Genomic DNA, 26,110 nt, shown 5'->3' with positions numbered 1-26,110 from the left:
AATCTAGAAGTAGTGCCATACCCTTTTATTTATCATCTGCTTACCTTGCAGTTATTTACTCTTTTGAGAAATTATGGTCTAAGAGCATGATCTGTGCTCAAGAAGCAAAGCAGCATCATATAGAGTCAAAAAAATTGGTGGAGTTATGTTTAATTACTTCTTCGTTCAAACATTGTAATAAAGTTCAAGGTGATCTTGACTTTAACTCTTTTTATCATAGTGATGTTGATATTGAAAATTTATATAGAAAATTTCCTGTTGTTAATTTTGATAATAATATTAGTGATTCTAATAATTCTATCTGTATTTTCTTTGCCTGTGATGCTGTTTATTTTTTAACCTATTGTATTTATTCAATCTTTTCTATTAATGACCAAAAAGTTAGTACTAATGTTCATGTTCACTTATTTAATGTTGACAGCAAAGCTGATGATAGAATTAGTGAGCTAATTAATATTATAAAAAAATTAAGTTATATAAGATGCAGCTATAGTTTTGAGAGAGTTAACTATAGTGATTATCAGATCGATTGTCCTTTATATACAAGCTCTATGCGGTTCTGTCGGGCTTACCAATATATGATGGCTTATAAAAGACCCGTGCTGATTGTTGATTGTGATAGTCTATTTAAATCACCTCTTGATACTATCATCTGCGATATTCATACTTTTATTGCCGTATTGGGTGATGAGTATGCTCCAGAGTGGGAAAAACTAGCTGCTGGCGTTGTTTATTTAGAGCATAATTTAGTCGCAGAGAATTATTTAAAGCAGGTGTCTTATTTTATAATGAATAATATTTTATTAGGTCAGGGGATATGGTTTTTAGACCAACTGGCATTAAAGTTTGCCTATGAAATTACTTTAAAAGATAAAAAAAGTAACTACCAGCGTTTAGACTCAGCATTGTTTTGTGATCTTGCTTATACAGATAGTTCATATATTTGGATGGTGACTACAAAAAAAGAAGAGCAAGTATTATTTAATCGTTTTAAAGATAGCCTTAAGAAAAAATATTTTAATACACTGGATGTTTGATTGACTTAGCTTATAGCAGTGGATTGATATTGTTGTTTGCTGTTATTGACTGAAACTAGCAAAGTTGTGGGGTGGTTTTTCAAGAGAATGGCTTTAATGGCAGTTATCTTGATTTGATAGATTGATGAGCAATTTCGTAAGCTCTTCAGATGCTCGTTCAAACTGCCCTTCTAGTTTATATAAATTGCTTTTAATTTCATGACTGAGTTCTTGTTTTAAGCTTTTATCTGTAGCAATAGCAATTGCTTTATCAGTGTAGTCCTTTTTGCTTTTTGCAATACAATGTTGTTTAAGAAGGTTGCTTTCTAATAGTTGATAAATTTCCTCGATAATTTTAGTGATATGTGAGGTTTTAATGTCAGGAAAACTCACAATAGGTAAACATGAGTATATCGCTTCAGCAGCTGTGGTGCCTGCACTAAAGTAAAAAGAGTCGAGCATTACATCAGCTTTTCTAAGTACTGAGCAGAGTTCATTCACTGATATATTTGGCAATGTGACAACTTGTTTAAAAAGTTGATCTCCTAGAGTGTCTTTAAGGCGATGTTTTAGAGTAATTAACGTAGCATAAAAGGGTTTTGAGCCGATGATGATTTTGGCATTTGGGTCTCTTTGGCATATTTCTTTGATAATCTCATCCATTGCAAAGTGAATTTTAAAATGAGAGTGGTGGAGCATGTAAAGATTGCCTTCAGGCAGGCCCTGGGGTTCCAAGTATTCGTTAATGCCTGTAGGTTTATATAGTAAGATATTTTTTATATAAATTAACTTTTCTGAAAAGTTCTTATTTTGTTCTTGACTGTCGAGTAGACTGGATGGCTGAATAATATAATCCATTTCTTTTATACCGGTTGTGTGAGGCATGCCAAGGCCGGTAATCTGCACCTTCGCTAGCCTAAAATAGGGGAAAAAATAATTATAGTAAGTTGTACCGCACTCAAAGTAGTAAATTAAATTAAATTTATGTGATTTAATTAATTCAATGATTTCTAGCATATACGCATTAGTCGGTTTGAACGAGTTGAAGCTGATGATATTGGTTTCTTCTATATCCGTAGTCATATATTGTTTTTCATGGTCGCTGCAAATGATAAAAAGATCATACTCTATATGGTTTTTGTTTTGTTTTTTTATGTTTTTTATGGTTTCTGAGAAGTATTGATTAAATAAAATAATGCCACGGTCACAAAATAGGGCAATTTTTTCTTTTTTGGCTGTAGTCGCTGCTTCTTGTGCTTCTTTTATTGTATAAATAGAAGAATAACTCTCTTTTAACTCTTTTATTTGACTATCTGTTAAACCTAGATAGTTAAAAATAAAGTCAGGTTTTTTAAAGGAAAAGATTAAGATTTTATTATCTTTAAGTATTTCATCTAAATTTATTGGGTCTTTTTGTTGAGGCTGTATATTTTTTAGAGTTTGATTATTAATATTAAGTGCTTTAGAAGGTAGCCATGGCCAGACTAGGACTTGCTTATTATCTAGTTTTAAAAAAAATTCTAATGTTTCTTTTTTTATAAAGTAACTATAACGTAGGCTATTGATTCCAGAATAATGGATGATAAAGTGAATATTGAGTTTGTTTTTCTGTATTATAGTTAGAATTTTTTTAGCAATGGTTACCTCGCAACCGGCAGTCGTTGTAAAATAAACCAAATGACATGCTGTAATAATATCAACAGCTTGCATTTTATCAATGATATTTAATAAAATAGATTTAGCTTTTTGATAGTCATTAAATTTTAATAGAATATTAATATATAATAAATTAATAATTATTGAATTTCTTTGGTTTTGATAGAGCATCTCATATGAGCTGAGCATGCTTTTAGAATAGTAATAGTCACAATACAGTGGAACGATATTATCAAGCAATCGATTGCTATTTGGTTCGTTTTGGCATGCCTTGATGAAATTATCTTGTGAGCTTTTATGGTCTTTATCTTTATATAGTGTATAAAGTGCAAAATGCTTATCAAAGCAGTCGAGTAATTGGTTAAAGTACTGAATGCCGCGCTTTTCATGATTGTTTTTTATGTAGCTATCTAGTAAGTGAGAGACTTTGCCTGTTGTGACTATTAAATTACATGATTTTTCTAAATAATCGAGTGCTTTGATTTCTTGGTTGGTATGCAGATAAATTGCACCCACTTTTCCGAGTATATCCGGGTCATCTGGATTATCTTCAAGGTATTGTAGAAAGAGCGTGAGTGCTGTAGGTATATTGTTTTTTTCAAAGCATAAATTAGCACGGTCCAAGAGTGATTGTGTTTTTTTCTCTTGTATTGTTGGCATGAGTGCTCTTCTTAATTATTTCCATACCTTTAGACTATTAGCTAGTAAAGCAATTTTTGTCAATCATGCTGGAAACTTATCTAAATATACTAACTCTTGTACTGTAATTTTCAGTCCTTAGGATTAAAGTTATTGTTCTGGACTCCGATAACCTAACAAAGGACTATGGATAGAGCCATAAGCGGCATGGAGGCCGGACAATGGGAATTTCTATTAATACCAACTTTACTGCAATTTTGGGCCAGAATCGGCTGGAATCAGTAAATACGGAAATTAATCGAGTGATGCAGCGCTTAACCACAGGTAAGCGTGTGAATACAGCGGCAGATGATGCGGCTGGCTATGCGATCATTACGCGTATGACAACCCGCTTAAAGGGGTATGATACGGCGGTAAGAAATGCCAGCGATGCTGTTTCTTTAGTACAGATTGCAGGGGGTGCTGTTGGCCAGCAAGTTAATATGCTACAGCGTGTGCGAACCTTGGCCCTACAGTCAGCCAATGATACTAATAATACCACTGATCGCGCAAATCTAAACTTGGAAGTTCAAGAAATTATTGAGGAATTTGGCTTTGTTGCTGAGCGGACGAAGTTTAATGGCGTGCGCTTACTCGATGGCTCTCTTGCCAACCAGATGTTTCAAATTGGTGTTGAGGTTGATGATACTTTATCTTTGACGTTTGGTAATACCAAGACTGAAGTGATCGGTATGGCTGAATACGGTGGTGGTATTACAGGCAGCGCAATTGGAGCGGCACAAGGAGATAATATGGGTGCTTTAAGGGCTGGTGTTTTAGGCACAGCAGGTGCTGCAGCGGATTTAAATGCATTTGTAAATCAAATTGTGGCGCAGAGTATCACTATTGCGGGTCATGCTGGACCTGCGAAGACTGTCGCTTACGCAGTGCCTGGAGCAGCTGGGCAAGCTTCATCGGCTAAAGATGTGGCTAAGGCATTGAATACAGAGAAGGCAAGTACGGGGGTTAGAGTTGAAGCGCGGACACGCATGACATTGTCTAACCTGCAAAATCCAGGACAAATATCTTTTGTGCTCTATGGTGATGGTGCTTTATTAACAGCGAATCCATCGACAGGGGGCTTTGCTGTCAATGTGAATATTACAGACCAAAATGACTTAACGTCATTGGCTGCAGGGATTAATGACTTAAGTGGCTCAACTGGAATCACTGCATCTTTAAGTCCAGACCTTAATGAAATTATGTTAGAACATGCAGATGGTGAGAATATTGCGATAGAAAATTTTCTAAACTCTGGCACAGGAACCATGGCGGTACAAGGCATGGATGGTGTTGCGGCAACCAATTTAACGTCTGGGGGAACAGATTCTATTGCGGCAGTTGGAATTTTACAGTTTAAGTCTGATAAGCAGTTTGATATTGCTTCTACGATTGCTGGTACGAATACGGTCGGTGGAATTTTTGTTGGCGCTGCTGGGGATACTAAGTTCTCATTATTGAGTTCGGTCAAAGATATGAATATTTTAGACCGGTTTAATGCGCTGTTAACTGTTGAAATTGTTGATGCAGCATTAGATACATTAACAACGATTGGTGCTGAGTTGGGTGCGAAACAAAATCGCTTAGATGTCACTATTGCTAGTATTGAAAATCAAGAGTTGAACTTAACCTCGGCACGGGGGCGTATAGAGGATGCTGATTTTGCAGCCGAATCTACAAATTTGTCGAAGTTCCAAGTCTTACTGCAAGCAGGGACGGCGATGCTCGCTCAGGCGAACCAGCTACCAGCAACCGCTTTGCAGTTGCTGCAATAAGTACAAGGGAAACAAAATAAATAATTAATATATTGATAAATAAATAAATTCCAGAAACAGAAGGAGAACTAAGGCAAAAAGATTGTTTGAAGACTAAAGTGTTTATCATCACTGGCCGATACAAAGCCTGACATAGTGTTAGAGTTCCTGTGCCAATGATGGCCCATTGCAACCATGGATGATTGGGGGTTCCCAATAATTCAGGTCGTAATGAGGTTAACAAAATGGCACTTTCAGTTGTAACCAACTTCACCTCCTTGCTTGCGCAAAATCGTATTAACGAGACAAATATGTCTTTACAGACGACTTTGCAGCGTTTAGCAACGGGTAAACGGATTAATAGTCCTGCCGATGATGCCGCAGGGTATGCAATTGCCGCACGTCAAACCAGTGATATTTTAAGTTTTGGTCAGGCTGCACGAAATGCGAATGATGGTATTTCTGTGGTACAAACAGCATCGTCTGCAATTAATACAAATATCAGCTCGTTACAGCGGATGCGAGTATTGGCCTTGCAATCATTGAATGATACGAATAGTTCTTCTGACCGCGTTAACTTGAGTCTTGAGTTTAAGCAGTTATCTGCATCGATTACTGAAACGGCAAAAAGTACTAAGTTTAATGGTCAATCATTATTAGATGGCTCATTTGCAGGGAAACAGTTTCAAGTGGGGATTACGACGACAGAAACGATTTCCATGTCTTTTGCTGATTCGCGTGCGACCGCGGTTGGTGATTATAAAACTACCGCAGTGAATGCAGGTGGAGCTGTATTTGACTTTGAAATGGTAGCGACAGCTTTAGGAACTGCTACTTTGGGGACTGGTCAAGATGTTGATAATGGAATTCTTGCAGCCTCTGCATTAACCGTTGTTGGACATTTAGGAACGAAAGCCTTAGCGGATGCTGATTTTGGTGCGGCAGGAAGTTCATTTGGACTGGCTACTGCAACAACAACCTCAGCAGGTATGTCGGCTGCGGTGATTGCAAAAGCGGTGAGTGATAGCTCAGGTGATCATGGGGTGACAGCAACAGGGCGTACTGAGGTGACCTTAAGTGGCTTAACCGCAGCGGGTGATGTGAGTTTTAGCTTAGGCTCAGGTACCGGTAGTGTCGCAGCTGACTACAGTTTTGCTACAATTTCATCGACGATTGCTGATACCAGTGACTTAAGTGCGTTAGCTCAGGCGATTAATGATACTTCAGGGACTCACGGAGTGACTGCTGAATTGAGTGGTACTGATAAAGGTTCGATGACGTTAGTGAGTGAAAATGGTCAAAATATCTCCTTAGCTGTTTTTGATTCTAGTGCAGCCGGTACTATGACTTTAACTGAGCAAGATGGTACAGCAACTTCGGTACTGCAAGATGCTGGTGGTAATGATAGCTTTATTGCAACAGGTATTGTTGAGTATCACTCTTCTAAAGCCTTTACCTTGCAATCTGCCGTGGCTGATATTGGTACCGTAGTAGCTGATGCTTCAGGCTTTAAATCGGTAGCGGACTCTGATATTAAAACCACTGCTGAGGCAAAATCGGCTATCTTTGCGCTTGATCAAGCACTGAACCGCCTAACCGACTCTCAAGCGAATAATGGTGCGATTGAGAATCGATTAAATGTTGTAATCTCAAACCTTGAGAACCAACAGTTGAATACGACAAACTCGCGTGGACGAATTGAGGATGCAGACTTTGCTTCTGAGACAGCAAATCTGTCTAAATTGCAGATCCTCTCGCAAGTGGGTACAGCGATGTTGGCTCAGGCCAACCAGATTCCAGCCGCCGTACTATCACTTATCTAGCTTTCATAGAGTAAGTCTGTAGAGGAATGAATAAGTAAAATGTTTGTAAACTAATAAGGCTAAGGGGGCGTGGCTCCCTTCACCCTTCACCTTATTGTAAAACTAAGGAGGTATGATCATGAAAATTGAACATACATCCATATCGACTCAAAGTACGCAACAGACGGCAGCAACACCAGCCAAAATAAAGGTTAATGAAGTTGAGCGTTTAGCACGTTTAAATCAAGAAATTAAAGAACAAGAACACGTACTGCAGGAGCTTGAGCAGGCAGAGCCGGTGACTGAGGTGCAATCGAGAGCACGCATTGAGCAAGCCATTGCTGACATTAATCAGTTTATTCAACCGATTCATGGGCAGAAAGTGAGCTTTGAATTGCGTGATGATGTTGATGAAGCCGTTGCTTTTGTGCAAGATAAGGAAACCGGTGAGGTGATTCGCCAGGTACCCTCTGAAGAAGTGCTGAAAATTCATGCTCAAATTAAAGCCTTGCGCGAGCAGGGTGATGAAAGTGCTTTGTCATTACTCGCTAATTTTCGTGCCTAAATTAAGGTGGTAAGATGAAAGCTAGTAAAATGAGTGAAGAGTGGCATGAAGTTTGCGTCATTTTTTGTGGTTTTTATAGAAATATATATAAATCATAGAGGAGTATTGATATGGGGCTTTCAGTATCCGGTGTAGGTTCTGGCCTTGATATCCAGAACTTGATTAGTCAGCTCGTTCAAGCAGAAGCGGCTCCTCGTGAATTTTTATTAGCAAAGCGTAAAAATGCAGTTGATATAGAAATTTCAGCATTAGGCGAGCTGAAAAATACCGCTTCAGGCTTTGCATCGGCGTCAGCAGCGCTTAAAGATTCGACAAATTTTGTCAGCTATAAAGCAACATCGGCAGATAAAACAGTTTTTACTGCGACGGCATCAGAGGGGGCGGTGGCTGCGAGTTATGAGGTTGAAGTGAGTGCATTGGCCACGGCAGTAAGTAAAAAATCAAGTAATGCTTTTAGTCCAACACTCAATCTACAAGATTCAGGGACTGCGACTTTAACTATTGAACTGGAGAGTTCAAGTTTTGATATTTCTATAGATGCTGCTAATAGTACGTTAAGCGATATTCGTGATGCAATTAATAATGCGGATGATAATGTTGGCGTGACGGCCACGGTAATCAATGGTGTTTCAGGCTCAGATTTAGTCTTAACTGCAAATGCTACAGGTAATAAAACACTGACTATCAGTGAGTCAGGGGGAACGGCAAACTTAACCGCCTTTGTCAATAATATAGAAGCAGATGCAGCGACTCCCGGGGCTGATGCTTCAATTCAAGTTGATGGAATTACGGCAACAAGTTCAACCAATACTTTTGAAAATGTAATCGATAATGTTTCGATTACAGCGGTAAAAGCCAATGTTGGTGAAACTGAGAAACTGACTATCTCTACAAGCAATAGTGGTATTAGTGCAGTAATTAATGATTTTGTTAAGCAATATAATGCACTGAATACAAAAATTAAAGACTTAACTTTTTATAATACAGAAACACGAGAATCTGGAGCATTGTTTGGTGATAGTATTGTGCGCAGTTTAACTGGAAGCTTGATGCGCAATATGTTTAATGATATTTCAGTCAATACAAAAATTACTAATATTACTCAGCTTGGCATTAGCATGGACAGCAGCGGGGATTTAAGTTTTGATTCGTCTAAATTAGAGAGTGAATTAGCAAATCATGCAGATGAAGTTATTAGTTTTTTAACGGATAAAGGGAATGGCTTTGGTCAGCGAATTGACACTGTGATTAGCTCGTATACCAGTGCAACCGGGATCTTTCAGTCACAACTGGATGGCTTAGATGATAGCCTGAAAAGAATTGGTACTGAAACGGCTCAGTTGACTGCTTATATTATAGGTTATCAAGAGCGTGTGACTAAGGAATTTACTGCATTAGATACCTTGCTAGGTCAATTATCCAGTACCAGTGCATCTTTGGAGAGTAGTTTAAAGAATTTACCTGGTTTTGTGAAGCAATCGTCTTCTAATAGTTAACCGGTGATTTTGGAGATTGATAACAATGAATAGAGGAATTCAAGAGTACAAAAGTACGGTGGCCAGATCAGAGGTTGATGCAAATCCTTATCGTATTGTTCAGTTACTGATGGAAGGCGTATTGTCTAGAGTATTAGCGACAAAAAGTGCGATAGAAAATAATGAAGTGGAAAAAAAGTGTGATTTGATTCAAGCAACGCTAAAAATTGTTAATGCACTTAGGATGAGTTTAGATATGGAGCAAGGTGCTGGGTTGAGTAAAAGTTTAGATAGTCTATATCAACATATGTCGATCCAGTTAACACGTGCGAATATGAATAATGATCTTGAATGCTTAGATAATGTATTTAAATCTATGTCTGAAATTAAAAGTGGCTGGGATGCGATTGAAGATGATGCATTAAAATTTTTAAAAGAGCAGCATAGTGCGAATAGCTTAGAATCAAAAGAGGGTAATTTATAAACTAATGTCTATCAGGGAAGATTTAGCAGAATTGAAAATAATTATGAAAAATATGCTTTTAAAAGCAGAAGAAGGGGAGTGGGAGTCACTTATTGATATGGATATGCAAAGATCAAAATGTATTAGTAAGCTTGTGGCTTATTCTGATTCTCATCTTGACTCTAATTTTGATCCAAGTTTAGATGGTGGCTTAGAGGAAAACTTAACGGAAGAAATTGAGCTGTTAATGGAATTAGATCAGCAGATAATGAAAATATGCTTGAACAGGAAGGAAGATATCACTAAAAATTTATGTGACGCTAATAAAGTAATGAAAGGTATGAATGAATATTTAAAAAATTCTTGAAGAGAAATTAAGCGATGGACTCTTTTTTAAAAAAATCAAAAAACAAAAAAATAAAAAAAGCATATTTAGAGTATGCGAATGGCAATCTAGATCAGGCACTGACATTAATTGAAGATGAGATTAAACAGAAGGATGGTAATGTTGTTGATGATGCTTGGGTTTTGTTAGGGAAAATATCATTTGACAGGCAAGACTATAACTCTGCTTCTGTGTTCTTTGATAAAGCGATTTCTGTTAATAAAAAGTCAACGACTTTTTATGATTTGGCCGTTTGCCTTTATTATGATAATAAATATTTAGACTGTATTAAAAGCATTCTTTTTGCAATTTTATATGAAAATAAGCCAAGTCATTTAATAGAGTATAAAAAAACAGCGATTAAGATGATTAGTGAAATTAATCACAAAAAAAATAGTCAGATCTCTAGGGCTGCACTGTATAATTTAGTTAATGTATTTATTAAACAGTCAAATTATGAAAATAACGCTATATATGCATTGTATTTATATATGATTTCTATCATGGCAACCAGTGATATTTTAGAAGTTGATAATATTATTAATGATATTGAGTGCATTTTAGAGAAAGATCGAGGGGGGCTTGATCAGATTAAGCATGTGGTGCACATGTTGATTGTTGAAAGTCAAGGTTTTATTGAACTGCAACAGAGAAAAACTGAAGAAATCACTTTAGATGATATTGTCATTACTTTAAATACAAAAGTAGTCTATTACTATCTTGAAAAATTTCAAATGAACAGCAGTTTTTTAGAGCTATTTTTAATACAGGCAAGAAAAGTAGTGCTTGATTTTATTCTGCAAGGAGGCGAATGCTCTGATAAACTATTTTTTGTCATCTCTGTTATATCAAAGCAAGCGTGGAAATGTGAATATATATTCTTTTATGATGACGCAGATACTAATAATTTAAATAAAATAAAAGAGATAAATCACAGCTATTATAACTTAGCCTGTTTTATGTTTTTTGAAAGATCACAAGAGTACCTTGATAAAGTTTGTCTTGATTTTGATAATAATATGCATATAAAAAGCATGGTTGAAGTCATCAATATTAGCCAAAAAATCAAGTTAATTGATATTGATAGCTATTTACAGGTGAGCAATGATAGTGTGTTAGTCAAGGAAATGTATGAGGAAAACCCGTATCCACGTTGGACATATAATAATTACTTAACGAGTAAAATGCCATTAATCGACATATTAAATAATTTTTGTCATAACGAGAAGACTCAGTTTTTTAATAATAAGCATAAGCCAAAGGTATTAATTGCGGGTTGTGGGACAGGTAAGCAAGTTGTTGGTTTTTGCAAAAATACGTTATATAAAGAAATGATTGCAATAGATATCAGTATTCATTCTCTTCAGTATGCCAAATATATGGCGAATCAGTCTAAGTTAAAAGATATTCATTTTTATCAGCAAGACTTGCTTAACCTTGATCAGGACTGTTTTGGTACATTTGATTATATCGAGTGTGTTGGCGTGCTTCATCATCTTAAAGAGCCTTTCAGAGGGTGGGCGAATTTAGTTAATATTTTAGAGCCAGGAGGTGTGATTAAAATAGGTCTATATAGTTCTATAGCTAGAAGCGCTATTAATCGATTTAGGCAAGAGTATCAAAATGAAACTGATAATTATGATATTAAAAAGTTGTATGAAATAAGATTGAGCATGTTAAATCATAAAAATTCTTTTTATAAAAAATTTTTAAAATGGTCTGATTTTTATAGTGCTAGCACGTTTCGAGATTTGGTCGCTCATGTTCAAGAAGAGCAATTTACTTTACTAAAGATTAAAGAAATGCTAATAAAATTAAATCTTGAATTTATGGGTTTTCATATTTCAAAAGACTTGCGCAGTAAGTTTTTAACTGAGTTTGATAATGATGAGTCAAAGTTATTTGATCTTGATTGCTGGAGTGAATTTGAAACTAATAATGAAGACTCATTTTATGGCATGTATCAGTTTTGGTGCAAAAAGAAATAAGTGATTGCCTCTATTTGGAATTTTTATGAAAAACAATGAGAAGATATTTACTGAAGTTTATGAAAATAATGATTTATCTTGGGGAGATAATGAGTCGTCATCAGGGCCAGGGTCAACTTTAGCAGCAACAGCTCATATTAGAAAGGGGGTAGAGTTTATTTGCAAAAATCTTGCTATAGAAAGCTTTTGTGATGTTCCCTGTGGTGATTTTAATTTTATGCAAGAAGTTGATTTTGGTAACACTCAGTATATAGGCGGAGATATCGTCCAGTCTCTTATCAAGAAAAATCAGCAGCAATATGGGGCAGCGAATAGAGTGTTTATGCACCTGGATATGATTAATGACCCTTGCCCAACTGCAGATTTAATTTTTTGTAAAGAGTTGTTTTTGCATATTTCCAATGACAATGTAAAACAGGTGATTGCGAATATAAAAAAAAGTGGAGCTAAGTACTTTATGGCAAATAGCTATTTTACACCGGTTATTCCTGTACTTGGAGGTAATCAGGTAAATATCGACGTACCAGGAACCAATGAAGATGTGCCCGTGGGCTATGAGCAGGGTTATCTTATGGGAAGAATTGTCAACTTATTTTTGCCACCATTTAACCTTCCTGATCCTGTTTTGTTATTCGGATCAGTACAGCAGTATTTAGTGATGGCACTTTGGCATGTTGAGGATCTGCCAGATTTTAGTTAGATTTCTTCACTGATTGAGTAAATAATATCCTCTATACTTTGGTTGTTATTTTTTATTTTATTTTGATTGATTTTATGTAGATTTAATTTTATTTCATTTTTTATTTTTATATTAAGGTCTTTGTTTGTTGCGATTTGAATCGCTTTACTAATATAGTCGCTTTTGCTGTTAGCAATACAATAATCTTTAATAAGATGAGAGTCTAGCTTGATATATATTTCTTGAACTACTCGGCTGATATGGGTTTTTGATGAAGAGGGATAGCTAATAATAGGTAGATTACTGTATATGCATTCTAATGCGGTTGTCCCCATGCCAAAATAAAAAGTATCAAGGGCAACATCAGCTTTTTTTGTAATAGCGAGTAATTGTTCCATGCTTTGACCTTTCATAATATAAATATGTTGTTTGTATAATTGATCACCTAGGCTATGAAGTAAGCGCTGTTGTATGGCTTGGACAGTGGCATAGGTTGGCATATAGCCTATGATAATACAGGAATTTGGATCGAGTAATATGATGCTTTTAATTATTTCATCCATATCTGGATGGATTTTAAAGTGATAATGGTGAAACATGTAGATATTGCCACAGGGCAAGCCCTCGGGTTCGAGGGTGAGCTTTAAGTCTGGTTTTTGTAAGATGATATTTTTTGAAAAAATAATTTTTTCTGAATATAAGTGATTGACTTGAGCTTCTTGTAAAAGAGTGCTTTGCTGTAGCATATAATCAATTGAAGGTTGGCCTGTTGATGAAGAAATGCCAAGGCCAGTTGCTTGAGTATATGATAGCCTTAAATAAGGTAGTATATAGTTTAATGGTGACGTGCCTATTTCAAAATAGAAGATTAGATCAGGCTTTAGCTTTTTAATATCATCGATAATATGTTTTTCATTAATATATAATGGTTGGCAGTGGTTGTTGTTAACATTGGCTTTAAATAAGCTTTTAAATGCTGGATTGATGGCAATATATAGGTTTTTATCATAACTCCAGGTGTTTAATAGGCTTTTAAAGTGCTTTAAGAAGAGTGGCAAGGCACGATCGCAGAATATGATTATATTTTTAGAATGTACATGGGGTGGACGTTCTCTTTCTTGCTGGTAGAGTGTTGAAAATGCTTCTCTAAAGTTTTTTAGCTTTACTTCATCTAAATTATAATACTCCATAAAAAACGATGGCCTGGGCAAGCAGGCGATTCTTTGTTCTTGTATCGCTTTTTCAAGATTAATTTTATACTTATTTTGATGAATTGTATTTAAAGTTTCTGACATTTTTTTTTCTATATCAATATTATGGTCAAGTATTTGAGGGTAAATATTATTAATAATAATGTTTTTATACGGTTGATTTTTGTCTAGTTTTAGTAAAACATATTTTATATGTTGGTCTTGACAAAAAAAAGTTGAAGGTGAGTTAATAATACTTGAGTGAGTAATTACATGGTTATTATAGTTTTGTTTTTTTGTTTCCTTAAGCAATCGAGCAATCTCATCTATATTGACTCCAGAGAGCAGTGCATTGGTTAAGGTGTGTGATGCAGTTGCTAAGTCGTTTGCTGCACCAAGCCGGATTGCTTGAGAGGCAGACTCGCGTGCGGGATTATATGTATTAAGATTCATGAGTACACCGCTGCGTAATGAATAGAGTTTTGCTGAGTGGGGTGTTCTTTCGAGTAACTTATTATAAAAGCTTAGAAGCTCAAGGTGTTGTTTGTTTTTTGAATAGGTTTCAGCAATAAGTGTAAGCAAAGCATCATCATGAATATTGAAGAAAAACGCCTTTTCCAAATGATAAATATAGTGTTGAGTTTCTTGATTTTGCTTTTTAAAGAGTTTTGCTAGCATAAGATGCTTATCAAAACTGACCTTTAAGCTTTGATAAAATGCGATTCCTGAACTTATTTGATCAAATGTGATATAGCAGTGCAACAGAGCCTGGTGCAGTGTTTTACTGTTTTTTTTAGCTAAAGCCTGTTGTAAGAAACTAATGAGCTGATTGTAGTGACTCAGCTGGGTTTGCTGGCCATGATGGCGTGTTGAAAGTGTATAAATTTTATTGATAATATTGGTGATTTTTTCTAAATTTAGCCCTTGTTGGTGTTGGCTCACTAGTTCTGTAACTTTTTGATGGTATTTCGAGAGTTGTTGGTTGTTATCAATCGCTGACATTATTGGCTTACTCTGGTTTTGGTAAAGTCTGGGCTCTTTAAGTCCTATAGTGCACGAGTGGCTTATAAGCAAACTTTTGATTTATCAAGAAGCTAACTTGGACTTACTCACTAATAAATGTGTTATAGCGCTCGATCAACAGTTTCTGACATACTATCAGTAGGTTAAAAAATACAATAAGGAAAAACGATTTAGAGACAGCGCTTAGTCAAGTAATGAAGTCAATGTCAGAAACTATTCGTTGAGCGCTATAATTTAAGAATATAGCTCTATCAGTTGGTTAAATTATGCTAAAGTTTGCTGAAATCTGCCGACTCAGAGCAACTTGCTATGACTTTAACGGTCAAATGGTTTGATGTTTGCAATGAGGCTGGGGTATGGAAAGTTCATTGATTAATATGAAAATTGATGCCATCAATATGAAGTTTCCAGATGCTCGAGCGGTATTGTCTAGTAATGCAAAGAGCGCTTTGGCGGTGGCGTTTAAAGACGCAGGTTCTACTGATCATTTAAAACATGCTGCAATTAGCTCGCGTTCACATGTTGAGGCAAAGGTATTACTGCGTATGTTTGCGATACAAAGTGCAAATGGCGCTCTTTCTATAAGTGAAATTGCTGCAGGTGCATTATCTGAGCAGATTAATTTAGTAAAAGCGGTTAAAGCAAGTGCAGAAGAAGCGAGTGCTATTGCTAAAACGGTAGATGAGCGCGTGATATTAAATCAAAGTGTTAGAGCTAATCTAGTACGTTATGAGTATATTGCTAATCAAACAGTGTTTAATCAAGCGAAATTATTGGATGGTAGTTTCGCTGGCTATTTTTTATTTGATGATAACTTAAGCACAGAAACATTGAATATCTTAATTGGTGATACTCAGGGCCGTCAATTAGGCCGTTATGTGTTAGATACAACAGGGAGCAGTTTGACCAATCAAATTTTAAATCCTTCCAGTTCGATTACTGTCTCTAACGGCATAGCCGCGCAGAAATTAATGATTAATAGTGATCAGTTCAAGATGAGTGGTGATGAAAAAGATAAAGGTTTAAATATAAGTCTCGTTAGTGATCTATCTGCAGAAGGGGTTTCTCGTTTGATCAATCAAGTGACTGAAAAAACCGCGGTGAGTGCGTCTGCTCAAACACATGTTGATTTAAAGCTTGAAAATATCAGTGCATCAACGCTAGTGAGCTTTAATTTGGCCTCTGGTGATGGAGCCACGCTAGGCAATTATGCGAATAGCCAATTGATAGAGGTGGCGATAAGTGATGAGGGTGATTTGACCGTTTTGTTAGATCAAATTAACTCAGTGACTGATCAAACAGGGATTATAGCTGAATTTACTTCGATTGCAGAAAAAAATCAGATTCGTTTAAGCCATGCTACTGGGGCAAACATACAGTTGAGTGACTATCAAAGTGGTCCTTATGGTCCTGATTTAATGTTAATAAGCAAAAGTGATGATAGTAGTAATGATAATAAGGTGACTTTGCTTGGAGAGACTACACTAAACCGCTCAGCGATGGTCGCAGGGCATGTGCGTTTGGAGAGTCAGGTGAGTTTTTCTATTCAAGGTGATGGGGTGAATCAAAGTGTTTTTGCTAATTCAGGGTTTAACCCTGCAGTGTTTCATGCGTTAGATGATGTGACTGTTGAAGATATAGTTTCAGCCAGATCGACGGTGAGTGTCTCAGAAGGTGCTTTGATAAGTCTAAATAAGATTTCAGAGTTTGTCGCCAGTTTAAAGGCAAGCATTAGCGATCAAATTGCCCGGCTTGAAAAGGCAGATCGATCGGTGCATAAAGCATTTGAGCAGAGTCAATTTAGTGATGAACTTGCGAGTTTAACCGCTCGTGAAATTAGTCTAAGAATGAGTGATGCTGTTTTAAGTCAAGCGAAACATATCAAGCCATTAGCATTGCAGTTGATTTAGTTCATTCTAGTTGGATTAGCGCTTGTTTTGCTATAGCACTCATCGTAAGATGGAGTGACTTTGATCTCTACATGGAGCATAAAATGAGCAAACTCGATGATATTTTTTCCAATTTTTGGGAAACTTATACGAAGAATAATCCACATGTAACTAAAATTCATAACTTATTGCTAAAAGAAGGTGAGATCGTTGAGAATGACCATATCGCCCTTAGAACGTTTAATGACCCTCGGGTGAATATTGACCGTTTATCTCGCTTATTTATCGCCCAGGGCTATAAAGAAGCGGGTGAGTATCATTTCAAAGAAAAAAAACTGTATGCAAAACATTTTGAGCATGAAGATGAGAGTCAGCCGAAAATATTTATTAGTGAATTGTTGTTAGAAGAGTTTAGTCAAGAGCTCCAGCAAGTTGTTAAGACATCGATTGATCAAATTCCTCACGATATTTTGCATGCTGAGAGCTTACCGTGGGCTCAATTAGTTTGGGGACCAATTAAGCATGAGCTTTATCAAGGGTTATTAAAAGAGTCTGAATATGCTGCTTGGGTGTATGCCTTTGGCTTTCAAGCCAATCACTTTACTGTAAATGTCAATGCCTTGAAAAAATATGACACATTAGAAAAACTAAATGAATTTTTAAAGTCTAAAAAAGTGATCTTAAATAGCTCAGGTGGTGAGATCAAAGGCAGCACAGAAGTGGGTTTGGAACAGTCCAGCACAATGGCAGGCAAGATTGATGTGACGTTTTTAGAAGGTATTTTTAAAATCCCATCTTGTTATTATGAATTTGCTCAGCGTTATGAAGTTGATGGTAAGCTCTATACAGGCTTTGTCGCCAGTTCTGCTGATAAGATTTTTGAAAGCACGAATAAAAGCGGGGCGGTCGCTTAAGTTGTTTTGGCTATTCAATTAACTCAAGCGTGAGTTAAAAGTATAGACCATAGATAGATATTAGGTATAGATATAGGGCCTTGGGCCCTTTTTTAATATACAGTTTGATAAGGCTTGATATCGGTTATTACGCGTGTAGTTTGTTATGGGGCTGAAAACCTTCATCTTCGTCTTCATCCTCATCTTCTTGGCAAGAGCACGCGTACTCATTGTGTGCATAAAATAGACAGTAAGTGCCAGCATCCGTTTGGATAAGGCGATGGCAGGTGTTACATTTAGCAAATAGACGCTCTGAGGTTAAAATAAGTTCGCTATATGATTGGTGACTGCAATAAGGACATACCATCATTCGTGCTGACATAGGACTCTCTCCAAAAGGGCTTAAGGAGGGAAGAATAATAAATATTTTATATTAAATGTAAGTGTTTTTGTATATTAAATCTAATTAAAATAGCATTAATTATTAATTTTGATAGAAGTCAAACTTAAAATATAAAAAATATTATAACTTTTGTATATTCTTAAACAGTTGTTTTTTTCTGCACTTTGATTGTTATTTCTTGTCCATGCTATTTAGAAGTTAGCGCTTAGTAGAGTTGGGAATCAATACCTCTGTTAGGTAACAGAGGTATATAATAATGTGAATATTTAGTATTAGTGCTTATGTATTTGTTGAGTTGGTTGTTGTTGGCTTCGTCGAACTTTGTAAAACGTTTGTGTGTTGGTTATATGTTGATGAACTACCTTGGCCTAATTGATTTAAAGGGATGCCTGCTTTAAGGTCAGCTTCAATTTTTTCTAGCATAATGTTTTTGGTTTCCGGTACAAATGTTTTTACAAAGAGGAGAGACAGTAAGCACAAAGTGGCGAAAATAAAGAAAATCGATGAGTTACCAAATGTATGCATAATCGTCAAAGAGGTGGACATGACTAGGCCGGCAAAGGTCCAGTTCACCATGGTTGAGACAGTGATACCAATTTCACGGCCTTCTTGTGGGAAAAGCTCAGAGCATAGCAGCCAGGCGACGGGGCCCCATGATGCGGCGAAACCGAAAATATAAACAATAACTGAAATAAAGAGAATGCCTTTTTCTAGGTTACTGGGTGAGCCTTGCCCTATGGTGTAAAAAGACAGCCCCGCTGCGATCATGGCGATGAACATGGTTGCAGATCCCATATAAAGTAATTTTTTGCGTCCCCATTTTTCCACCCATTTTAGTGCAGGGAAGGTGAAGAGCATATTGACCGTAGGCACCAGCAGCATGGCGATAATTCCGGTCATGCCAGCATAACCGAAGATTGTGGGTGAGTAGTAAATCATGAGATTGATGCCGACAAGCTGCTGAAAACATTGAATAAATACGCATAAAATTAATATTTTCCAAAAATAACCTTTAGAGAGTGAAGATAAATTATGAGTATGTGTGTTCAGGTTATTTTCGATTTCTTGGTATTCTTCCTCGACTTCCTCTTGGGTGTTGCGCAGTTGAGTTAAAATTGCTTTAGCATCTTGATGGCGGCCTCTTAGTGCAAGCCAGCGTGGTGACTCTGGTAGTGTTAGACCACCAATAAACATAATGACGGCAAAGGCTGAGATCACCAGAAACATCAGAGGGATTGTTACTGTCGGTTTAATAAAAATGTGAATAATAGAAACATTACTGACAGCAACTAAAAAAATGCCGATGGTAATTAATAACTGGAACAAGGTTCCCATCGCACCACGAATTCTTTTTGGAGCGGTTTCTGATAGATAAAGAGGAACGACAAACGAGGCAATGCCGACAGCAAAGCCAATCATAAAACGACAAAATTCCAATACAGCAAGAGGAGGTAGGGTTGCGGAAATAATCGAGGCCAGGGTAAATAGCAAGCCTGAGCCAATGAGCGACTTTTTACGACCAAGAAAGCGTGCGAAGATTCCGCTTAATAATGCACCAACCACGCCTCCATAGGCTAGTACAGCAGCATAGTGTTCGCCTTGTTGTAAGCTAAGGCCATAGTGCGTTTTGATTGCATCCAGTGAGTTGGCAATAAAGCCGATATCAAGTCCGAACAGTAGACCACCTAAGGCGGCAATGATGCAGATTTGATAGACAATAAACTTGTACTTTCCCTGAGGGGGATGTTGTTGATTGAGCTGAGTGGAAAACTGAGTAGCCATTGTTTACCTTTTCTCCTAAGTGGGGATATCCCTATAATTCAGGCAGCTGACAGTGTATTTTTCATAATAAGGGCCAGCAGCTCTAAATTAATACCGAACTCTAAGAAATCTGCTCATATATTGAGTGGAATCTAGATTGCTTAACCGTCGATTATATGGTTTAGGGAGAAATTAATCAACGGCAAGTGTTTTTGTGATGCACAATAATAAGAAAATGTAGAAAATTTACACGGGATTACATCAATGCATGCTAATGCAGAATACTTTATAATTGGTTTTTAAATCATCAGTACACTTGATTAAATGAAAGCAATAGATTTATTGGTTCTTGACCTTTTAAAGCAAGACAGTTTGATTATTACACCGAATTTACGTTTGCAAGATCGCTTGCGCTTTATTAGCCAAGAGCAAGCAGTGGTTGAGGAGCCGGCGATTTACGCATGGTCAAGTTGGTGTGATTTATTATGGAATGAGTTAGAAATTTTATCTTTAAGTGAAAAAGCTGAGCTGCCTTTAGTGCTAAATCATGTACAAGAGTGTGCTCTATGGGAAAAAGTGATTAGTGATACTGAGGAAGATGTTAGTAAAACATCAATCTTAGTGAATTTGGCGATATCTGCGAATCAGCGCTTATGTGAATGGCAGATTGCGCCTGAAGATATTCAGAATTACCCCATGCAGTATGATGCAGAGCGCTTTTTAGCCTGGCAATGTCGATTCAAGCAGCAGTTGCAAGCGAATCATTGGCAGCTTCGCTGCGAGCGTTGGCCGCTGTTAAAAGAGGCCGTCAAGCATGGGCAGTTAATTATTAATTATGATGCGATTGTTTTTATTGGCTTTGATACATTTACACCACAACAAAGCGCTTGGGTGGTTCAATTACTAGAGCTTGGTATTACTCCATATAGTTTGTTTGATCATCAAGGCGGTCAGCTGCAGCAGTCGGTAGGGCCGCAGCGGGTGATGGTTGAAACACCTGAGGAAGAGTTTTACGCAGCAGCAGAGTGGGCAGAACAGATAGCACGCCAGCACCCTGAAGGGAGCATTGGCATTGTGATTCCTGATTTGACTGAGCAGCGTGCGTGTATTGAGCGTGTATTTAATGATGTTTTTACGCCATTAAAGCATTTGCCTGGATCACCGTATGCTCTGCAAAAGGTGAGCATTTCTGGTGGTTATCGATTAGATGGGCAGCCCTTGGTACAAGTGGTGCTTGATGTATTGATGCTATTTAGTGGTCAACCGGTAGAAATTGCGCTTTGGCAGCGGGTATTACAAAGTCCTTTTTTAGTGGCTGCTGAATCTGAGCAAGCGCTTCGTCTAGCGGTTTTGAGTCGTTTAATTGAACAAAAGCAAGCGACAGTCAGTGTCAAATACTTGTTAACTCTACTTGCTGATTATGAGGGGAATCAATTATCGGCTGGCTTGAAATCTGCTAGTCGGCTGATGAAGCAGCACTATCAGAAGCGCTACCCCACGGAGCAGTGGGCAAGTTTGATCAGTGGCTTGTTACTCATGATGGGGTGGCCGGGTGAGCGCGTACTGAATTCAGCAGAATATCAAATTGCGGCGAAATTATGGCCTGAAGTACTCGATGAGTGTGCAAGTCTCAGTGGCTTTTGCAAGCCACTGACTTATTTAGAAATGATAGCGCGCTTAAAGCAGTCTTTATATACGAAAGTAACCCAGACGCGTAGTGATCTGACGTCTATTTATGTCTTAGGGCTACTCGAGGCTTCGGGGCAGCGCTTTGATGCACTTTGGGTGACAGGGCTCTATGATGGCCTATGGCCACAGCCGGTGAGTTTACACCCATTATTACCAGCGCGCTTGCAAATTGATTATGATATGCCGCACAGCTCACCCGAGCGTGAACTACAGCTTGCTGAGCGTTTATTTAAGCGTTTGACGGTCTCTGCGGATCAGGTCATCATAAGCACGCCTAAGTTTATGGGAGAGCTTGAGTTACGTCCGAGTGCATTCGTACAAAGCTTTCCTAAGATAAAAGTCAATCAGTTATTGGCACATTCTGAGTTAAGCTTTCGAGAGTCCTTGCTTGGTGCTTCCTTGGAGCTATTCACCGATGATCAAGGGTCTGCATTGGTGCATGGCAGTGAGATCAGTGGTGGAACGCAAGTGATTCGTTCACAGCTCGCTTGCCCTTTTCAGGCGTATGGTATGTTTCGCTTGAATGCGCGAGCACCAGAGCCGGCACGAGAAGGTTTGCTACTTGCAGACCAGGGGACATTATTGCATGCGGTACTTGATCGTGTATGGCAGCGCTTACAAAATTCAGTTGAGCTTCAGCACCTAAGCAGTGACGCTTGTCGTCTGCTGGTTACTGAGGTGGTTGCAGGTGTCATTAGTTCTTGGAAAAAAAAGCTCAAGGGGGTCAGTCAAACGCAGTGGCAGCTAGAAGGTATACGCTTAACTGAGTTGGTATTCGATTGGCTCAATATGGAAAAAATGCGTGAGTTGCCATTTCATGTTGTGGGCATAGAAACACGACGAAGCTTATTTTTAGCTGGTTTTTCTTTTCAGCTGAGAATTGACCGTGTTGATGAAACTAGCGCTGGAATTTTACTTTGGGATTATAAGTCCAGTGATAGTGCGAATATGACACAGTGGTTTTATACGCCGATGCAAGAGCCGCAGTTACCTTTATATGCGCTGACGCAAGTGCAGGCTCAGACTAAAGAGGTTGCGGGCTTTGGTTTTGCTAAGGTGCTTGCTGAAGGTGGTAAGTTTAATGCCTTGGTGAGCCAACAAGGGCTGGATATTGGCTTAAATAAAAAAGAACATCGGATAAAAGCATTGAGTGAGTTTAAAGACAGAGTAACTGAGTCATGGTCAGAACAAATGACACATTGGCAAACTATTTTGGAGCAGGCAGCAGCCGATTTTGGTGACGGTAAGGCTGGTGTATTTCCTTGTGAACAAGCATGCCAGTACTGCGAGTTGAAACCACTTTGTCGTATTCAGGAGCGTTATGAATGACTGCCTTGATTGATGCCGGTGAGCGCGCGCGCGCTTTAACGGTAAATGAATCGTTTATTGTACAAGCTCCAGCAGGGTCGGGTAAAACGGAGTTACTTATACAGCGGTTACTTGTATTACTCGCATCTGTGCAGCAGCCTGAGGAAATTTTAGCGATTACCTTTACGCGTAAAGCAGCGACAGAGATGAAAAACCGTTTACTTGAAAGCTTAGTTGCGGCACAAGGGCCAGAGCCTGATGAGAGTCATAAGAAAAAAACGTGGCATTTAGCCCAAGCGGTAATGATACGTGATCGGCAATATGTTTGGTCATTGTGTGAAAACCCAACCCGTCTAAGAGTGATGACGATCGATGCTTTGTCTAGCCAATTGGCAGCTCAGTTGCCCAATACCGCGTTTTTAGGGGGCGGCTTTGCTGTTACTGATAATGTTAATGAATTATATCAACAGGTTGCATTGAGTGTTTTATTGCAACGTCGACCTGTGGCGGAGTTAAAAAATGCAATCGAACGGTTTTTAAAACATCGGCATAATGATTATCAAAATGCTGCAACATTATTAGCAAGTATGTTGCAAAGTCGTCATGTTTGGTTGCCTTTTTTTGAGGTAAGTGATGCTAAGCAAGCACGGCAGTTTTTTGAACAGGCATTAGCAAAATTAATTGACCAAGATTTATGTGCATTGGCAAATCTATTAAATATAGAACAGTTTTTTAGTGAGAGTACTCTTGGGGTAATTGCTAAAATCAGCGCGTATGCTAATGAGCCGTTATTAAATTGGCAGGCCTCGCCTGCGAGTCATATTGATGAATTAAAAAAATGGCAGGCATTTTGCCAATTTTTTTTAAATCAACGAGGAGAGTTTAGGCAGGTCTTTAATAAAAATCAGGGTATTCCTGCATTGTCTAGTGTCCGTGGTAAAGAAAAAGAGCAACTGCAGCAATTTGGCTATGCTTTAAAGCAGTTGGTTAATAGTCTGATGGCAATAAATATTGAATCACAAGGACAATTACTAGTATTAATGCAGCGAGTGATGAAATTACCTGCGCCTTGTTATGGAGATGATGACTGGCAATTACTTTGGTCTATTAGTCTGCTATTAAAAGAGCTGGTTGCTAAGCTTTGGTTGCAGTTTAGTCATACTCGCCAGCTTGACTTTACACAAGTGGCGCTAGGGGCGCTTGATGCATTAGCCGATCAGCGTGGTGCGACTGATTTAGCGTTGGCATTAGATTATAAAGTCTCGCATATTTTATGTGATGAATTTCAAGATACATCTAAAGTTCAATTGCGCTTATTTGAGTTACTTTCAGCAGGTTGGCAGCCAGATGATGGTCGGACGTTATTTTTTGTTGGTGATCCAATGCAAAGCATTTATCGTTTTCGCCATGCAGAAGTTGAAATATTTTTGGATGTGCGTAATAAGGGATTAGCCGGACATATTCTGACGCCCTTAGTGTTGAAAACAAACTTTCGTTCGCAGGCGAATATTGTCAATTGGGTAAACCGCGCATGTCAGCAGTTTTTCCCTCGTAGTGATAATTTAGCAACGGGAGCTGTATGTTATAGTGTTTCTCAAGCAAGTTTAGCGAAAAAAAATGGGGGTGTACAAATTCATCTAGCACAGTCTGATCGTGAAGAAACCCAACAGACTGTTGATTTAATTTGTCAATATTTAAATTCAAAAAAACAAGGGAAAATTGCTGTACTTGTGCGTAGTCGTAGTCATTTAAATGAAGTGATGCAGGCGCTACAAAAATCAACTATTGCTTATCAAGCCGTGGAAATTGCAAGCCTTGCCGATTGCATGGTTGCGACGGATATTGTGACATTAATTACGGTATTGACTCAGCCCTATCACCGATTAGCCTGGTTAGCATTTTTACGCGCATCTTGGTGTGGCTTAATGCTCGCTGATTTAGAAATTATTGCAAATTACCAAGAAAATTTATGGCAGGTAGTTGCTGGCTATCAAGAGTTAAATTTGAGTCAGGATGCTAAAATAAGGTTAGCAAGAGTTGTTCCTATTATTAAAGAGGCATTTTTTCAGCGTGGACGGCTATCATTGCGGTGTTGGGTTCAGGGAGTTTGGGAAGCATTAGGTGGCAGTGCCAGTTTAGCGGATTATAATGACTTTAATGATGCAATGAGTGTTTTTGATTTATTTGATGAGGAAAGCCGGCGAGGGCAGATTGACTTAGAAGCCTTAAAAAAACGTATCAGCTTATTAAAAGTAAGTAGTCAGCATAGTCAGGCTCGGGTGCAGTTGATGACGATTCATAAGGCAAAAGGCTTAGAGTTTGATTGTGTTATTCTGCCCCGGTTACATCAAGGTCAAGGTCAGTCTTCTCAAGAGTTGTTATTGTGGTTATCTCAAGGTTATGGTGATCCTGTTTTGGCACCGATTCCGCAAAAGCGTCAGACTCATCCATTGTATGATTATATTCGTAGTATTGAAGTTGATAAAAATAGCCATGAGCGAATGCGTTTGCTTTATGTTGCTTTGACACGCGCAAAAAATGAATTGCATTTATTTGCTCAAGTGAAGTTCGATAAAAAAAATAATATACGTTTGCCGGTTGAGGGAAGTTTTTTTAAATTATTATGGCCGCTGGCAAGGGATATTGCTGAAACATTGAAGCAAGAGCAAGCAGAGAGTGACTGTGATATAGACAATATTAATAAAAATAAAAAAGAAGTAGAAAGAAAAAATTACCGTTTGCCTTTATCATGGCAATTATCAGCAGATCGTTATGGTTTGCGAGCTAACCAATATGAACACTGTTTGAGTCAGCAAGAACGCTATGAAGTGCACGGCTTTGATAATACTATGCTGTTACCTGAGCATTTTCATTGGCATGCAATGAATGAACGGGCTTTTGGCCAGGTTTGTCATCAGTTGTTATGTGCAATAAGCCGAGTAGGTATTTGCAAGTGGAAAAAGACAGTATGTGATGCAAGGGTATTAACAAGTTTATTGCGGCGCTATGGCCTGATTGGATTGAAAAAAGACCATGCACTAGAAAGTATTTATAAGCTAATAAAATGTATTGAACAGTCAGAGCTGGCGGCATACTTGCTTGATCCTGGGCGTATCAATGCACGCTCTGAATATGTTCTTTTAAATAAAAAATATGGGCGTGTCAATCGGCATGTTATTGATCGAACTTTTTATGATGAGCAAGGTATACGTTGGATAATTGACTTTAAAACAGCTCAGCCTCCTATAAATAGTAGTGTTAAACAGATAGATGACTTTTTAAAAAATGAAAAAAAGAACTATGAGAGTCAAATGAAGCGCTATTGGCAGCTTTTCATTGATAAAGGTGATAAAACTGTGCAATCTGCATTGTATTTTCCATGGTTGGATCAACTTGTAGTTTATCAGCAATTTATTTGATTGGGTCTGAATTTTAATCGATTGCGTTGTGTTAGGCGATGATTTTTTTTCTGAAGGTGTAAAACTCCAGATAT

General features: G+C 37.8%; 17 protein-coding genes. 13 read left to right on the top strand and 4 right to left on the bottom strand.

Going from position 1 to position 26,110, the window contains the following annotated elements; translation table 11 throughout:
- Positions 1-86 precede the first annotated feature (86 nt).
- Positions 87-1,037 carry a hypothetical protein gene (locus tag C200_RS10310; RefSeq protein ID WP_016210391.1) on the top strand — a complete coding sequence of 317 codons (951 nt, stop codon included), beginning with the start codon at positions 87-89 and terminating at the stop codon, positions 1,035-1,037.
- Between the two features lie 93 nt (positions 1,038-1,130).
- Here C200_RS10310 and C200_RS10305 read toward each other — a convergent pair whose 3' ends face one another.
- On the bottom strand, positions 1,131-3,332 hold the full coding sequence (locus C200_RS10305) for a tetratricopeptide repeat protein (RefSeq protein ID WP_016210393.1): 2,202 nt from the start codon (positions 3,330-3,332) through the stop codon (positions 1,131-1,133).
- Between the two features lie 200 nt (positions 3,333-3,532).
- Here C200_RS10305 and C200_RS10300 point away from each other — a divergent pair, with 200 nt between their 5' ends.
- The 8 genes from C200_RS10300 (at position 3,533) to C200_RS10265 (ending at position 12,482) form a co-directional block, all read left to right on the top strand.
- Positions 3,533-5,125 (top strand): flagellin N-terminal helical domain-containing protein, encoded by a 1,593-nt coding sequence (locus C200_RS10300; RefSeq protein WP_016210398.1) that lies wholly within the window; start codon positions 3,533-3,535, stop codon positions 5,123-5,125.
- A gap of 224 nt (positions 5,126-5,349) precedes the next feature.
- Positions 5,350-6,927: a flagellin N-terminal helical domain-containing protein gene (locus C200_RS10295; protein ID WP_032126669.1), complete on the top strand. Its 1,578-nt coding sequence runs from the start codon at positions 5,350-5,352 to the stop codon at positions 6,925-6,927.
- Positions 6,928-7,045: 118 nt separating this feature from the next.
- Positions 7,046-7,471, top strand: coding sequence for a flagellar protein FlaG (locus tag C200_RS10290; RefSeq protein ID WP_122940572.1), 426 nt, complete (start codon positions 7,046-7,048; stop codon positions 7,469-7,471).
- Positions 7,472-7,581: 110 nt separating this feature from the next.
- Positions 7,582-8,967, top strand: coding sequence for a flagellar filament capping protein FliD (fliD, locus tag C200_RS10285; RefSeq protein WP_016210394.1), 1,386 nt, complete (start codon positions 7,582-7,584; stop codon positions 8,965-8,967).
- A 25-nt stretch (positions 8,968-8,992) separates the two neighbouring features.
- Positions 8,993-9,430: a flagellar export chaperone FliS gene (fliS, locus tag C200_RS10280; protein WP_032126670.1), complete on the top strand. Its 438-nt coding sequence runs from the start codon at positions 8,993-8,995 to the stop codon at positions 9,428-9,430.
- A gap of 4 nt (positions 9,431-9,434) precedes the next feature.
- Positions 9,435-9,776 carry a flagellar protein FliT gene (locus C200_RS10275; protein ID WP_016210390.1) on the top strand — a complete coding sequence of 114 codons (342 nt, stop codon included), beginning with the start codon at positions 9,435-9,437 and terminating at the stop codon, positions 9,774-9,776.
- A 14-nt stretch (positions 9,777-9,790) separates the two neighbouring features.
- Positions 9,791-11,782, top strand: coding sequence for a class I SAM-dependent methyltransferase (locus C200_RS14585; RefSeq protein WP_016210399.1), 1,992 nt, complete (start codon positions 9,791-9,793; stop codon positions 11,780-11,782).
- A gap of 25 nt (positions 11,783-11,807) precedes the next feature.
- Positions 11,808-12,482: a class I SAM-dependent methyltransferase gene (locus C200_RS10265; protein WP_016210388.1), complete on the top strand. Its 675-nt coding sequence runs from the start codon at positions 11,808-11,810 to the stop codon at positions 12,480-12,482.
- On the opposite strand, the gene C200_RS10260 is transcribed toward C200_RS10265, so the two are convergent.
- Positions 12,479-14,653, bottom strand: a complete 2,175-nt coding sequence (locus tag C200_RS10260; RefSeq protein WP_016210397.1) for a tetratricopeptide repeat protein — start codon at positions 14,651-14,653, stop codon at positions 12,479-12,481. The two genes, C200_RS10265 and C200_RS10260, sit on opposite strands and share 4 nt — an antisense overlap.
- A gap of 377 nt (positions 14,654-15,030) precedes the next feature.
- Here C200_RS10260 and C200_RS10255 point away from each other — a divergent pair, with 377 nt between their 5' ends.
- Positions 15,031-16,584 (top strand): hypothetical protein, encoded by a 1,554-nt coding sequence (locus C200_RS10255; protein WP_016210772.1) that lies wholly within the window; start codon positions 15,031-15,033, stop codon positions 16,582-16,584.
- Between the two features lie 83 nt (positions 16,585-16,667).
- Positions 16,668-17,477 carry a DUF1338 domain-containing protein gene (locus tag C200_RS10250; protein WP_032126667.1) on the top strand — a complete coding sequence of 270 codons (810 nt, stop codon included), beginning with the start codon at positions 16,668-16,670 and terminating at the stop codon, positions 17,475-17,477.
- A gap of 127 nt (positions 17,478-17,604) precedes the next feature.
- On the opposite strand, the gene C200_RS10245 is transcribed toward C200_RS10250, so the two are convergent.
- On the bottom strand, positions 17,605-17,838 hold the full coding sequence (locus C200_RS10245; protein WP_033923762.1) for a hypothetical protein: 234 nt from the start codon (positions 17,836-17,838) through the stop codon (positions 17,605-17,607).
- 300 nt (positions 17,839-18,138) lie between these two features.
- A complete protein-coding gene (locus C200_RS10240; RefSeq protein ID WP_016210769.1) occupies positions 18,139-19,641 on the bottom strand; it encodes a sugar porter family MFS transporter in 1,503 nt (500 codons plus the stop codon).
- Positions 19,642-19,944: 303 nt separating this feature from the next.
- On the opposite strand from C200_RS10240, the gene C200_RS10235 reads away from it, so the two are divergent.
- Both C200_RS10235 and C200_RS10230 read left to right on the top strand, forming a co-directional pair.
- Complete coding sequence (locus tag C200_RS10235; RefSeq protein WP_016210773.1) at positions 19,945-22,638, top strand: PD-(D/E)XK nuclease family protein; 2,694 nt, start codon at positions 19,945-19,947, stop codon at positions 22,636-22,638.
- Positions 22,635-26,036 carry a UvrD-helicase domain-containing protein gene (locus C200_RS10230; RefSeq protein WP_016210771.1) on the top strand — a complete coding sequence of 1,134 codons (3,402 nt, stop codon included), beginning with the start codon at positions 22,635-22,637 and terminating at the stop codon, positions 26,034-26,036. Before C200_RS10235 ends, C200_RS10230 begins: the two co-directional genes overlap by 4 nt.
- Positions 26,037-26,110: the final 74 nt, after the last annotated feature.

It is taken from the genome of Piscirickettsia salmonis LF-89 = ATCC VR-1361 (genome assembly GCF_000297215.2).
Taxonomy (GTDB): domain Bacteria; phylum Pseudomonadota; class Gammaproteobacteria; order Piscirickettsiales; family Piscirickettsiaceae; genus Piscirickettsia; species Piscirickettsia salmonis.
Note: the sequence above shows the minus strand (reverse complement) of the source record. Positions and strands in the feature narration are given on the sequence as shown.